Source organism: Pectobacterium aquaticum, from assembly GCF_003382565.3.
Lineage (GTDB): Bacteria > Pseudomonadota > Gammaproteobacteria > Enterobacterales > Enterobacteriaceae > Pectobacterium > Pectobacterium aquaticum.
Genome location: NZ_CP086253.1, coordinates 853,418 through 869,087 on the forward strand (window position 1 = coordinate 853,418; position 15,670 = coordinate 869,087).

Genomic DNA, 15,670 nt, shown 5'->3' on the forward strand with positions numbered 1-15,670 from the left:
ATGAGCAATGTCGTTTTTATTTTCCCGCTTTATGGGCGGGTTGAATACGCGCTGAATCCAGGAATACAGGATAGGAAGGAATGAAAAAAACCTTACAGAACAGAAGAGTAAAAAAAGATGCTACCGGAATCACTCTGTTCTGGCGTGAACGCCTGTCTGCCTTTATTCAGCAGGAAAAAGGCGCGGGCACGGCATTCTATACGCTGGGTGCAATGGCGTTATTGGTGACGGCGGCTTTTATTGTCGATACCTCCACGGCAACCGGCGATGCAACGCAAATCAAACGCGCGACGGATGCCGCTGCGTTGGCCGTCGGGCATCAGGCGACCATTAATGGCGAAGAATACAGTCAGGAAGAGACCAATAAGCTGGCGTATGACTACGTCAAAAACAATCTGGGGATGAATCGTGCTCTGAGTGAAAAACTGGCAGCAGGTGACGTGTCCGTCACGGAAGGGCGCAACAGCGAGACGCGTAAAACCTATACCGTCACCGTCGCCTTCGAAACCAAGCCCAGTTTGCTGAGCCTCGGTGCGAGGAAACAAGAAGTGTACTCGACCTCCGAAGTCATCAACCGCCCGACCGAAATTGCCTTTGTCATGCCGGTGACGGGGGATATGAGTGAGGGGGATATCCGTTCGCTGAAAAGCGTTAGCCGTAGTTTTGTCGAACGCATGCTGAGCAGCGCAGACGGCAAACGTGACAACCTGTGGCTATCGCTGGTGCCGTACAGCCAGTCGGTTAGCGTATACGATGCGGAAGACGCCAACCGCATTCGGCGCTGGGCTGCACCGGGTGCGTTGAATCCGCCAGAACTGCGTTCGCTGTTTGCCAGTGGCGTGGTGAGTAGCATAGCTGACCGCCGTTTCCCCGATCGTCGCGCTAACCTGCTGTGCATGTATCGTGGGCTGGGTCGGGAAGAAAACTTCTTCTGGGATGAACCGCCCGTCGGCCAATTCAAGGTCTATTACCGCCACGATTTGCCGCAAAACGGCAGTCCCGGCGCACCCCCTATCTCCTGGCGCGGCCCGAATCCCGATTTTGACGATACCAATGCGGTAGATACCCGCTGGATCGTTGCAGACAAAGGGTGCCCGAACGCCGCGCTGATGCCGCTGACCAATGAAGAAAGTAAGCTGAATCAGCGTATCGAACAGTTTTCTGCCCGCTTCAACGTGAACTATGCCATCGGTATGTCGTGGGCGGGCGCGGCGCTGTCGCCCAACATGCGCGGTTCAGACGGCTGGGGCGATGCCACGCTGCCGCTGGATTTCAATCTGGACGGTAACGGTGATGGTCAAAAAGTGATCGTGATGATGGCGAATACCGTGGGCGATTGGTTCGACACCGACAGCTACAACTTCAACCGCAACCAGTTTTCTGGCAGTAGCGGATCAGATGTTGCACGCGAATTCGCGCAACAACGCTTTCGTGACCTGTGTTCCAGCTTCCGCGCGCGCAACATCAAATTTTATTTTGTCGGCATTCGCCCCGGCGACCCAGAGGATTTTGGCCGCAACCTGTTTGACCGCGAAGCGACGCCGGGCCTGCTGATTTGCACCGAAGGTGAAAAACGCATGAGCTTTATCGATGGTGCAGGCTTCGGCGCAGAGGGCGTTGAGGATCAATTGATTCAACGGTTGAATCGTATTGCCGGCCAGATCGAAACCGAGGGCGGCTATGTTCGGCTGGTTGAATGACCGCTGAAGGTAGCCAGGAATGACGCGATTTGCCCCTTTCATTACAGGACATGACACGATGACTTTTTCCCGCTCAAAATCTGGTTCAGGCTTCACGCGCACGCCGCGTCAGGCGTGGGTATTGGAACCGCGCATGATGTTTGACGCCGCTGCTGTGGTAACGGCGGTAGATGTGGCGGCGCATGTTGCGGCAACGGACACCGCGCCCGGCATTGATGCCACGCCGGTTAAGGCGACGGTCACCATTACCGACAGCAGCGACAGCTTTCAACCGGTCGATCTGTTCAGCGACGTTCGCGTGTCGGCAGATAAAAACGGACAGACACTGAAAGATTTGGTGATTACCGTCAACCGCACGGGCGCGAATCAGGCATTAGTCATTGACGGTAAAAGTATTACGCTGGAATCAGGGAGTGGGACGACGCGCGCGGAAGGGGATGGTTTTTCATACCGCGTGGCAGTGAGCGGAGAAACCACGACGGTGACCGTTAATATCGACGGTTTCACCAATAACCTCGCGGATACAAGGGCGATGATTGACAGTATCGCCTACCAGCCGCTGGATAAAACCGTGGCCGGCGGTGACGTGGTGGTGACGCTGAAAAGCCTGAGCGATGAGGGCGGTGATGATACCGATACTGCCGATCTGAATATTCACGCTACCGTTACTATCGACAGCAAGATCAATGTGGCACCGGTGGTATCTGGTGATGTGGTTCGAGAAGTAGAATCATTTGTTACCGGTACTCTGGCTCATTCTACGGAAGTGGCTTATTCCTCTGATGGCCGCTTTGTCTATGCCGCAGGTGCAGACAACACCCTTTCTGTTTTTTCAGTCGATGAGTTGGGTCGCCTGACGCAGAAGCAGAGTGTCGTCGTTGAAAACCTGGGAACCGTCAATCATTTAGTGGTCAGCGGTGATGGCAAATCGGTCTATACAGTTTCTGGTAACGGTAATCTGGTTCACCTGAGCGTGAACGACGGCCTGCTGAGCTACACCGGCACAATATCGTTGGGAAGTGGCGCCAACGGTGGACTGGCTATCTCTGATGATGGTGCTCAAGTTTATGTGGATGCGAGCAACAACTATGGCCGGGAAGTCTACGTTTATAGTCGTGATGCTGTGACAGGTGAGTTGAGCCGCGTACAAACGTTAGAGTCACATCGTAATGGCTCCATCGCAACCTCTGGTAATTACGTTTATATCGCACATAGCAGTCCACTTGTTTTTGAAAATCATGAGTTAAAAGTCTATCAGCGAGAGGCGGACGGTAAGTTAACGCTGCTCCACACGTTATCTCTCAGTGCTAAAGGGCAGGACGCTATCGATTATGCACTGGCGACATCTCCTGATGGAAAACTGCTGTATATGGGTAACCCTACGGAGAACACGATTACCGTTTATCGCTTGGGTTCTGATAATCGTTTGACTCAGTTCAACACGGTATCCAGTGCTCCTGTGGGGAGTTTGACGCTGAATGCTGATGGCTCGATGTTGTATGCCGCGACGACAGACGGCGCGATCAATATCTATACGGTGGCTGACAGTGGCAACCTCATCCTGACCGGGAGTGCGGCAGGTAGCACGACTGGCGAAGATATTGCTTTATCGGCGGATGGACGATCGCTTCTGGTTTCTGGCGGCGGACTGATTCGCTACTCATCGATTCGGACTGTGATTCACGGTTCTGAAGTGGTGTTGGCCGAGAGATTAACGTTATCCGACGCTAACTTTGACAAGCTGGCAGAGGGGAAAGGTGATTACGGTTCGTCTCAGTTAGTCTTGAACCGTTCTGGCGGCGAATCCAGTGATGATGTGTTTGGTTTTAATGCAGAAAATGGCCTGCGTTTTGATAATGGTCAGATCTTCAAAGGCGAGCAGGCGATAGCCACGTTTGACCAGACTGGTGGCAAACTGACGATTGCTTTCCTTGCTGGAACCAGTCGGGATGACGCTAATAACGTCCTGAAGCAGATTACCTATCGCAACGTCGGTAGTCAGAGTGCGGCCGAAACAGTAGTGCTCGCAGTGACGGCGAACGATGGCGAGCTGAACAGTACTGTGACCACGGTCGCGCTGCTGCTGACCGCTAACAGTGCGCCAACGCTGGTTAGTCAGGGTGGAAGCAATCTGACGCTGGATACGCGCGGCTCCTCCGTCACGCTGTTCAAAGATACCGCGATTAACACCGGAGAAGCCGGGCAGGCGCTGACAAAACTGTCGATCGGGATTGATGGCCTAAATAACCCGCATCAGGAGTACCTGGCGGTGGATGGCACGGTCATCGATCTGAGTAAGAACAGCGCGGGCACCACGGCTAGCGGTTACCAGTATAGCTACACCTATAACGCCCTGAGCGGCGAGTCTTCACTGGTGCTGAGCAGCGTTCAGGGCATCAGCAGCATGGCAGTGATGAAGCTGGTCGATGGCCTTAGCTACTCGACTGGCAAAGAGAGCACCAGCGACAGCGGCTTGCGTACCATCACGTTAACCGAATTGCAGGATAACGGCGGCACTGCCAATGGCGGGAGTGACACCGCGACGCTGACGATCTCCAGCAGCATCAATCTGGCCTTAAACGATGCGCCTGCGATTGATGCAATCTATTCCCCTGATGCCACGCTGTTTTACAACGCGGTGACGCTCAGTGGTTACAGCGAACGCGTCTCGGCAATCAGTGTCTCTCAGGATGGTAAAACCCTGCTGGTCACCGGTAGTGAAGGGAACAATAACAGCGGCAAGACTTATCTACGCGTTTACGCCCGTGATGCGGAAACCGGCGAATTGACGTTGCTACAAAGCTTCACGCAGGGCGAACAGGACGATCCGTCCACCCCTGCGATTGAAGTTAACGGCCTGAATACCATCACTACGCTGGCGCAATCGAAAGATGGCTCCAGCGTGTATGTCGCGGGAGGAAGCGGAAGCGCCTACTCGCTGGTGCAGTTTAGCCGTGACACGACGACGGGGCTGCTGAGCTATGTCGGGATTGTCGCTACGCAGGGCGTGAATGGTGTTAGCGGTCTGGATGCGGCGGTTTCCGAGATTGTGCTGTCCGACGACGGCACCTCGCTGTATGCCATTAACGGCGTGACGCCAGTTGATGGCGCGACCACTAAAAACACCGTTGTTTTCTTCTCGCGTGATACCACCTCCGGTGCGCTGACGTTTGTCGGTTCACTGGTTGGTAGCGATACCATTCCGCTGAAAAGCCCAAGCGGTATTGTGCTGTCCAGCGATGGCACATCGGCTTATATCTCTAATCTGGGGAATAACAGTATTACCGTACTGTCGCGCGATGCAGAGACGGGCGCCCTGGACTACGTCACCACGATCAATAAAAGCACCATAGCGGCTGATGCGAACAGCGCGGAGATTCCGAAGGACGACCGTTATCTCACTGGGTTGCAGGATATCGTGATCTCCCCTGACAATCGCTTTGTCTATGTGTCCTCAAATACGCAGGGCACCGTCTCGATTTTCAGCCGTGATGTGGACACCGGGTCGCTCACCTATGCTGGGACATTGGATTTGTATAATGCAGGACATATTCCTGCGAATGCGCTGTCACTGCGTGAACTGGTAATTTCCGAAGATGGTTCGGCGCTGTATGTTGCGGCGTTCGGCAGTAAGTCACTGCTGGTGTTTAGTCGCGATAACGATTCCGGTGCGTTAACGTACCTCAATAGCGTTGAACTCTCGGTTAACACCGTCAACCATCTCGCCGTCAGCGCGGATGGCAAGAATATTTATGCTGGGGTCAGTACGTTCTTTGCCGGGCTGAACGTGCTCACGGCGGCCGCACATGCACCTTATAGCCAGACAGCGGACATGCCGTTTGCCACGAGCGTCACGTTGTCAGATCCGGAGCTGGATGCTGCCGATGATTACAAGGGCGCGACGATTACCGTTGGCCGTAACGGCGATGCATCGGCAAATGACCATTTTGCTTTCCAGAGCGGAGGTGACCTGACGCTGTCCGGTAGCGACATTCAGTATCAGGGCGCGACAATTGCCACTTTTAGCGTAAGCGAAGGCACGGCGAAGATTGTCTTTACCGACAGCGTGACTAAAACGGTTGCCAACCAGGTTCTGCATCAGGTGACTTACCGTAATGAAGGCGGCACGGTAGGCGCAGCCATTCCGATGAAAGTCAACTTTAGCGATGGCGCTAAGGAGACCAGCCTGCTGTTGACACTGGTGCCGAACAAGCCACCCGTGGTGGATAACGCTGAGTACACCCCACCACCTGCGACGGCTGGGCAATCGTATACCGTAGCACTGCCAAAAAACCTGTTCCGCGATCCTGAAAACGGCGCACTGAAATGGGACGTCAGCGCTCTTCCTGCTGGATTAACCTTCGATCCTGAAACGCGTACGATTTCTGGGACGCCTGCGCTCAATGGTGCAGGCACTTTCGCCATTACCGTGGTTGTGACCGATGACTCGGGCGCACAGGCAGAACAGGCGCTAACGCTGAGGATTGCTCCCAATCCTGAGCAAGTCCCCACGATCGGCGGTGAATCCTCCGCGCTGAAAAACGATCAGTCTCTGCAAGACTTGTATAACCTGGTTATCGAAAGGAATCTGATGGCGGGGGTGAAAGACACCGCGCTGTCTGCTGACGGGAAAATCCTCTACGCCGTCAGTTCACCGGATGGTGGCTCAGCGGTGTTGAGTGTTTTTACTCGCAATGCGGAAGGGAAATTCATCCTGTCAAAAATACTTCCTCATTACCGAGAAGTGTTTAACGAGGCGACGTCACAGTTCGACAGATTCACCGACAATCCTTCATTAGCGGGGGCGTCCGAGGTGACTCTGTCTGCCGATGGGCAATATCTGTATGTGGTGGGTAGCGAAGGCAATGCAGTCACGATTTTCAGCGTTGGCAGCGACGGTGAACTGACGCAAGCGGGCATCCTTGACCAAGCGGCGTTGGGCGGGCGTTCGCTGGATGTGCGTTCCCACATCGTTTCTCAAGGCGATTATCTCTATGTGACGGCCGCACAGCCCAGCAGCGATACCGATGCCCGCAGCGTGCTGGTGTTTAAGCGCGGGACAGATGGTCTCCTGACGGCGGTTTATCAGGCTAATAATGTGATTGGGGCGAGCCGTCTGGTGCTTGATCCAACCGGGCGTTACCTGTTCGTATCGGGTTCCGGCAGTATCGTTGGCGTCACCGCTTTCAGCATTGATGCGCAAGGTTCGCTGGCTCAGGTCGGTCAGATTAGCGGAGCGAGCGAGTATTATATTAACGGACTGGCGCTGTCGCCCGATGGCAAAACGCTGTATGCAATTCATGCCGATGTGGGGAATTACACGCTCAATACGATAGCGGTGAGCGCCAATGGGGCACTCACGCTTGCATCGACAGAGCCATTTGTTTTTACCGATGACAGAAGTGACTCTGGTGAACCGTTGGCGACCGATCTGGTAGTGTCCGCTGACGGAACCGCGCTATTCGTGATCGGGAGGAATATTACCGTTTTCTCCCGTGCCGAAGACGGTAGTCTGACGCTGAAACAGACCATTAAAAGTGGTGAGATTGGCATCGGTTTCTCTGGGCTGCAAAATGTGGAACTGAGCGCAGATGGTAAGCAACTCTATCTGGTCGGTAGCGATCAGGTCCGCATACTGAATGTAGGTACGACTGGGGCGGTTTACACCGAAGGCAATGATCCTGTTGTGCTGCTGCCGTCAGGCCGTCTGTCCGACCCGCAATTTGATGCCTTGAATGAAGCGAAGGGCGACTATAACGGTGCCACCATCACAGTGGGTCGAGAGAATGGTGGGCGGCCGGAAGATGTCTTTGGCTTGAAGGCGGATAACGGTTTAACGCTCGATGGCAACAACATCCTAAAAGATGGCGCGGTAATCGCGACCTTTACCCAGGTAGATGGCGCATTAACCGTGACATTCACGGCAGCAACAACTAAATCCGATGCGCAAAATGTTCTGCGTCAGATTACCTACCAGAATACCAGTCAGGATCCTGAATTGGCGGGTTCGTCACCCACTTTCACTTTCAGCATTCGTGACAATGACAATAACGTCGCTGACCTGGATATCACCGTCGATCTCGTCGGTGTGAACGATCCGTCAACGTTAACGACGACGGTGCTCAACCCACAGATTCCGGGCAACGGCGAGTTCGTTAAGCTGTTTAAAGATACCCAGATTGACACCATTGAGCGCGGGCAAACCCTCTGGCAGATCGTGATGACGTTTGATGTGTCAGGGCCGAATGAGGCGATCAACGTGGGAGGCGCCACGATCGTTCTTGAATCATCCAATGGTGTACGAAAAACCGCCAATGGGGCGGAATATTCTGTTGCGGTACAAGACGGAAAAGCGACACTTATCTTTTATTCGAGGAGAGACGGCAGTGAAACCGCCAAAATTATCGACAGTATCGGCTACAACTATTTGGGCAACAACCCGAGCGGTGAACGCCATGTCACCCTGATGATCAAGGAAGATAGCTATAACGGCACCGCACCGGAAACCACGCTGGAGCAGGCGATTACGCTGACGCTGGTGCCTGCGGCAGAAACCAATACTGCGCCGGTTATCACGATTCCTGGTACGACGCCGACGTATACCGAACGTGCCGATCCTATCGTGTTGGCACCGGACGCAACGGTGTCCGATGCGCAGATGGACAAGCTCAACGGTGGCAAGGGCAACTACGACGGCGCGACGCTGAAGATTACGCTGGGTGACGGTAAAACGGCGCTGGATAAGCTAAGCCTCCGTTCTGGCAACGGCCTGACGCTATCCGGCGATACGCTGCAGAAAGACGGCGTCACAATTGGTCAGGTCAGTAATAAAGACGGCGTGTTGACGATTCGCTTCAACGCGAATGCAGGCACAATCCCGACCACGGAAGACGTGCAGAATACGCTGCGCCAGATTACCTACGCCAGCGACAGCCGTACGCCAGCCGCGCAGGTTGCCGTGACGGTGACGTTGTCCGATCGCTATCTGGACTCTCAGGTCACGGCCTTGTCGGTCGCGATTACCGCGATCAACGACACGCCTGTCGTGGCGAACGATCCAGTGCTTTCTGCCGATGAACTGCGTTTGGTGAATACCTACACCGCGATTAGCGGGCTGGGCACGTTGACGGCGGCTGCTCGTACGACCGATGGGCTGTCTTTGTATGTCAGCGATGATAAAGGCGCGATTGCCTTATTCCAGCGTGATGCGAACAGCGGCGAATTAACCTATGTGCGCACCTTTGCGGCGGCAGAGGGCGTGACAGGAATCAGTCGGCTACAGGTTTCTGCCGATGGCAACAGTGTGTATGCGCTGCGTGCCGACGGCAATGCGATTGTCTGGTTTAGCCGGAATAGTGAAGGCAATCTGGAACATAAAGAAACCATTGTTGATGACTACGAGATACACAACAGCAACCTTTACGACATCAAAGGGATCATCCTGTCTGATGATGGCAAGACGTTGTATGTCATCAACAACTACAACCTTCTCTGGTTTACCCGCGACACAGCAACAGGCAAGCTTGATTATGTTGGGCTGGTCGAGGGCGGGATGTGGAGTGAGCCTTACCTGTGGCAATCGAGTGAGGTAGTCAGCCGCGGTAATCTGCTATTTGTGACGACGAACACCAGTAGTGGTTCATCACTGATTGTGTATACGCGTGGTGACGACGGCAAGCCGACGCTATTGGGGAACATCCGCAGCTTTACCGATGCCGCAGACAATACCGTAGAACTTTCAGGGCTGGAGCAACTCACGGTCAGCGCTGATAGCCGCAGCATTTTTGTCGCCAGTGCAGGGCAGATCGATGCCTTCTCGCTGGATACCGCTACGGGAACCTTCACGCACCTTGCTCGCGTTGCGGCAGAAGGCACGGTGAGTGATATCGCCCTCTCTGCGGATGCGCGGGTGCTGTACGTCACGCAAAGCGACGGGGCGCTCACTCGCTATGTATTGAACGGCGAGACGCTGACAAAACTCGATACGCTGAAAAACGAGGGTACAGGCTTCATTCATCTGCTGCCAGTTGACGGTGGGCTGATTGCGCTCGGCAACGGCGTGTCTGTGCTGGATGAAGCTTCTCGCCTGCCGGTTTATCGCATTGATGGCCCGGCAATTATCGTTGCACCGTCTATCGTCCTCAGCGATGCGGAACTCGATGTATTGAACGGCGGGGCGGGAAATTATCAGGGTGCCTCCATCACGCTACAGCGCGGTGAAACGGCCTCAACAAGCGATCGCTTCGATTTTACTGCGGGTAACGGTTTCACCTTAGCGAATGGCGTCATTAGCAAAGACGGGCAAGCGGTGGCCATCTTCACGCAGGCGGATGGCAAGCTCACCGTGACCTTCACTGCTGCCCTTTCTCGTGCGGATGCGACGGTGCTGGCACGCCAGATTAGCTGGGCGACGAGCGCACCGCTGACGGGGAGCGCGACATCGCTGACGCTGGTGTTTAATGACGGCGCAGCCGATTCTGCGGTACAGGCGCTCGACGTTACGCTGTCGAGAGAGGTGAACCTGCCTCCGGTTGGTCATGCTGAGCAGTTCACGCCGCCAACGGCACAGGCGGGTACTCGCTGGTCTTATACCTTACCGGGTACGTTATTTACCGATCCTGAAAATAATGCGCTGACGTTTACTGTTAATGATGCGCAACTGCCAGACGGCGTGCGTTTTGATAGTGCAACACGGACGCTCAGCGGCACGCCGTCAACGGCGGGAACGTTCAACCTGACGATTACCGCCAGAGACAGCGCGGGTAACGCGACGGCGCTGAATGTGGTGCTGACGATCAATGCTGCCTCGACGCCGGTCGATCCTGGCACACCAGTCGATCCCGGTACACCAACAGAGCCAGTGAACCCCGACACCACCACAGCGGCACCAGTGATTCTGGTGCAGCAAGGCGTGAGCCTGCCTGCTGATTCGGGCGAAAGAGAGCGCGAACAGCCGCTGGGGGCGATTGTCGCCGATCTGTCTCGCCCGGAAGCACAACCGCTACCAACCAACATCGTTACCGAACCCGTACGCCAGCGTGATGCCGATACGTCACGCCAGTCGGATGCCCCTTGGGTGCTCGATCCCGTCATGTCATCGCTGATGCCGACGCTGGAGCAGGTCAACTTCTCTTCACGCGCTGAGGCGTCTATTCGCGATAACACCGCGCTGCGTTCGGCTGACTCCAATCTGTTCCTGAGCGTGCGCGGTCAGACAACGTCGCTGGAATCGGCTTTCAGCAGCGTACAGGGCGCCTTACAGCCGGATGCCTCCGGCGCACTCGCCTTTAGCCTGCCGCAGCGCATGTTCAGCGTGCGTGAAGGCAATGCCACGCTGACGCTGCAACTGGCGAACGGACGTCCGCTGCCTGCTTGGGTGCAGTTCGATGTCCGCAACGGCGTGGTGCGCATTACCGATGCCAGCGCGGTGCAGGTTAATCAGATCCAACTGGCGCTGAAAGCGCAGGCCGCAGACGGCACCAGCCGAATCGTACCGATTACGCTGCAAACCGGACAGGGCGATGGCGCAGAGATGACAACTGACCGTGGTGCTATGCAATTACCCGCACACTCTGTTGTTCCCACTGCCGCATACCCGGCTGAAAACCGGAATGCAGAACGGTTAGCGCCAGCGGGGAAAACCGCCTTTACCGAACAACTGCGTCAGCATCAGCCTGAACAGGATGCCCTGCTGGCGGCGCTCAGTGAACTGAGCAGCCTGCGTACATAGCACACGTAGGCTGAATATTAAGACGAGATTTTATTTACTTATACCCTAAATAATTCGAGTTGCGTGAAGGCGGCAACTGCACGAATCCCCAGGAGCTTACACAGGTAAGTGACTGGGGTTAGTAAGGACAAATCGGCTTAGCCGATTTGAACGCCGCTTGCGGCGGCTCTTCAGAGCGAGGCTCAGATATGAGCCGAGTATTGCCAACGCACAAGCAGCTTGAAGTATGACGGGTATAACCACTAACCCGGGCGTTTGCAGGCGGTAACCAACCCACCGCCTGCAAGATGAAGGGAACAGACAAATAGAAGATGGGGAGAACCCGGTGAATCAGCACATAGCGCATTTCTGGGATAGCCAGCAACACGACAGTCAGCAGCAGAACGTTCAACACGAGGCTACACCACGCACCGCGGGTTCCCGGGCGTTACGGATCGCGGTAGCTCTTGCCTGTCTGGGGCTGGCTGGCTGTGCCGTCAAACCTGAACCGGTTACGATCGAACAGCAGGTCGCACAGGCGCTGAGCGACAGAACGCAGATGTTCGCTAATCAGGAACCAGTACGCGGTACGATCACGCTGGATGAGGCGATTGCCCGTGCGCTGAAATATAACCTGCAACAGCGGGTCGCGCTGATGGAACAGGCGATGGAAGATGACCTGTTGGGCGTACAGAATCTGGATATGCTGTTACCGAAACTGACCGCACGCGCTGGGTTACAAACCCGCGATAACGTGGCCGGTTCCAGCAGCCAGTCGGTCACCACTGGACGGCAGTCGCTGGAAGCGTCCACCAGTCAGGATCAGACCATGCGCACCGCCGATCTAACGATGAGCTGGAACGTGCTGGACTTCGGTATCAGCTACTTCAACGCTAAAGTGCAGGCGAACAAATCGCTGGCGGCGGAAGAGCGTCGTCGTCGCGTGGTGGCCGATATTACCCGTCAGGTGCGTACCGCTTATTGGGAAGCGGCCACGGCACAGCGTTTGCAGCCGGAAGTGACCACCGCGCTGACGCAGGCACGTCAGGCACTGGAATATGCGCGTCAGACCGAACAACAACGCCTGCTGGCACCGGTTGAGGCACTGCGTTTCCAGAAAAACATGCTGGAGATGGTGCGTCAGTTAGAGATTGTCGACAGCGATCTGGTGGTGGCGAAATCTCGTCTGGCGGCGCTGATGAACCTGCCACCGTCGAGCAAATATGACGTCGTCGTGCCGAGCGAAAGCAGCTTGGTCGCGCCGAAGATGGCCTACTCGCTCGACGATCTGGAAAACTTCTCGATGGTTAAGCGCCCGGAAGTGCGCGAAGAGAGCTATCTGGCACGCAATAGCGTACTGGAAACCCGTAAATCGCTGCTGCGCCTGCTACCGGGCGTGTCGCTGTTTGCAGGTATCAACGGTGACAGCAACAGCTATCTGGTCAATCACCAGTGGGCGAACGCAGGTGTTCAGGTCAGCGGCAACCTGCTGAACGTGCTGTCGTGGTCATCGGTGAAACGTGCCGGACAGGCGAATGAAGATCTGGCAGAAGTTCGTCGTCAGGCGCTGCGCATGGCGGTGCTGACGCAGGTGAACGTCGCCTGGCAGGAATATCAGCAGAGTACGCAGATGTTTGGCCGCTATCAGGAACTGGCGCGGATTCAGCGCGGCATCCTCAACCAGACCACGCTCAGCGTACAGCATCGTGCCGAAACGCAAATGGAACAGGTGCGCGTCAGCACGGAAACGATTCTGACCACCCGCGCGCGTGACCGCAGCTTTGCCGATGTGCAGAACGCGCTGGGCGCGGTGTATCAGGCTGCTGGGCTGGATGTGCTGCCGGATAACGTGAACGATGTCAGTCTGGCGGCGCTGAGCAACTCAATTGCCCGCACCACGGGTAACCTTGAGAAAGGCGGCGTTGCGGTGCCACGTCTGTCCCTGTCAACACCAGCTACGCCTGCCACCACGACGGCGTCGGCTAAAACCGCATCCACTCCATCCGCAGCACCTGTTGTGAAGCCGATTGCCTCGTCGACGACGGCATCGTCTGCTGCGACATCATCGGCTGGCGCGGGTAAGCCTTATCGCGTGGTGAACACGGATATGTGGGATAACCTGCAATCCCTACAGGCGGGAGGTTCGCGTTAATGGCTTTTGGCATGATGCGCCCGCTATTGCTGGTCAGTGTATTAGGTCTGCCCCTGTTGGGGCAGGCTGCGACAACGGGAGACATTCGCGTACAGCTTAGCGCGCAGCGCTATACCGTGTTATCCAGCGAAATTGCGGGGAAAGTGACGGATATTGCGGTGAAAGAGGGCGAACACTTCAAGCAGGGCGATACGCTGGTGACGTTTGACTGCACCGTGCTGCGCGAAAAGCTGAACTACTCAAACGCCGCAGAGAATGCCGCGCGTAAGAAGCTGGCGATTGCCGATCGGCTGGATAAGCTCAATTCGATCAGCCTGTCGGATGTCGATCAGGCGCGATCGTCGGTGTCGATGGCGCAGGCCGAAAGCGGCGTCAATCGCGCCATGCTGCAACGCTGTGCCATCAAAGCCCCGTTCTCTGGTCGCGTGACGGAAACCAAGGTGAAACGTTGGGAATCCGTGCCGGAAGGCAAAGAGCTACTAGCGATTTATGATGACAGCGCGTTCGAGCTGGAAATGATCGTGCCATCGCGCTGGCTGGTGTGGTTAAAGCAGGGCAGCGCCTTTCAGGTCACGCTGGATGAAACTGGCCTGAGCTATCCGGCGGAAATCAGCCGCCTTTCTTCGGCGATCGATCCGGTTAGTCAGTCGGTAAAAGTCTTTGGTCGCATTACCCAGTCTACCGCCGGATTGCTGCCGGGCATGAGCGGCGTGGCGCAAATCGTACCGCCTGATGCCGGTAGCGTGTCGCCATGACCGAACGGAACACGACAGCAACACAAACTGAACAGGATAACCGGCTGGCACTGCTGGCCGAACTATTACAGCTGCAAAGCCGTGCCAGAGCGCGTGAAACGCTGGATGAACTGGCGTTTTTTATCGTCAACGAGACGCATAATTTAGTGAAGTATCGGCAGGCGCTGCTGTGGGACTGTGATAAACGGCGCTTGCAGGCGGCTTCCGGGCTGGCCTCGCTCGATCACAACGCGCCGTTTTGTACCGAATTTAGCCGCCTGTGCCGCCAGTGGCAGGAAGAGGGGCGTCAAACGCAGGTGCTGCAATGCCGCGAGCTGCCTGCCGATGACCAGATTTTGTGGCAGGAACATCTGCCGGAATTTTTACTCTGGCTACCGCTGCGTTTAGCGCAGGGCGATACGCCGCTGGTGCTGGTGTTAGCACGGGACAGCGCGTGGCTGCCTGCCGAGATCGTGCTGTTGGAAAAACTGGCGGACGCGTATGCTCACGCGTGGGCGAGTTTGCAGAAACAACGTCGGCGGCAGACGAATACCAGCCCGAAGAAGCGTCGTTTGATTCTGGCTGGGATCGTGGCGCTGGCGCTGATCTTATTGATCCCCGTTCGCCAATCGGTGCTGGCTCCGGCTGAGATCGTCGCGCATCGTCCGGTGATGGTGCGCGCCCCCGTGGCGGGCGTGGTGGATGACATTCTGGTGCGCCCTAATCAGGCCGTTAGCGCCAATCAGCCGCTGGTGCGACTGGACGTGCGCGAACTGGAAAACCGGCTGGAATCGGCCCGACAGGCTTTTGCTACCGCTGATGCTCAGTATCGTCAGGCACAGCAGCAGGCGCTGTTTGATGCCAATAGCAAGGCCAGTCTGGCCGTGCTGCAAAGCCGCCGCGAACAGGCGCAGAGCGAGATGGATTTTCTGCAACGTCAGCAGGAACGCATGCAGCTTGTTTCTCCGCGTGACGGTGTGGCGATTTTTGACGATAGCAGTGACTGGATTGGGCGCTCGGTGGCGGTGGGAGAACGTATCATGATGATCGCCGATCCGCACGATGTTGAGCTGGAGATCCAGTTGCCGGCGGCGGATGCGATTGCGCTGGAAAACGGCGCGGACGTGCGCCTGTTTCTCAATGTGGCGCCGAATTCGGCACAGGACGCACGGCTGGAGCAGATTGGCTATCGCGCCGCGCCGACGCCGGACAATGTGATGGCCTATCGGTTGCGAGCACGCTTTACGCAGGATGATCCGCAGCTGCGCGTGGGCCTGAAAGGGACCGCCAAGCTGTACGGTAAACGCACGGTGCTGTTCGTTTACCTGCTGCGCAAACCGCTGGCGTCACTGCGCGTCTGGTTGGGCGTCTAACG

General features: G+C 56.1%; 5 protein-coding genes. All 5 read left to right on the forward strand.

Annotation, left to right across the window (positions count from 1 at the left end):
- Window positions 1–80 precede the first annotated feature (80 nt).
- Window positions 81–1,700, forward strand: coding sequence for a Tad domain-containing protein (locus tag DMB82_RS04055; protein WP_116155191.1), 1,620 nt, complete (start codon window positions 81–83; stop codon window positions 1,698–1,700).
- 58 nt (window positions 1,701–1,758) lie between these two features.
- A complete protein-coding gene (locus DMB82_RS04060; protein ID WP_116162475.1) occupies window positions 1,759–11,430 on the forward strand; it encodes a beta-propeller fold lactonase family protein in 9,672 nt (3,223 codons plus the stop codon).
- Window positions 11,431–11,755: 325 nt separating this feature from the next.
- Window positions 11,756–13,561, forward strand: coding sequence for a TolC family protein (locus DMB82_RS04065; protein WP_116162473.1), 1,806 nt, complete (start codon window positions 11,756–11,758; stop codon window positions 13,559–13,561).
- Window positions 13,561–14,316 (forward strand): efflux RND transporter periplasmic adaptor subunit, encoded by a 756-nt coding sequence (locus tag DMB82_RS04070; protein ID WP_102117436.1) that lies wholly within the window; start codon window positions 13,561–13,563, stop codon window positions 14,314–14,316. Before DMB82_RS04065 ends, DMB82_RS04070 begins: the two co-directional genes overlap by 1 nt.
- Complete coding sequence (locus DMB82_RS04075) at window positions 14,313–15,668, forward strand: efflux RND transporter periplasmic adaptor subunit (protein ID WP_116162471.1); 1,356 nt, start codon at window positions 14,313–14,315, stop codon at window positions 15,666–15,668. The genes DMB82_RS04070 and DMB82_RS04075 overlap by 4 nt, the downstream gene beginning before the upstream one ends.
- Window positions 15,669–15,670 lie beyond the last annotated feature (2 nt).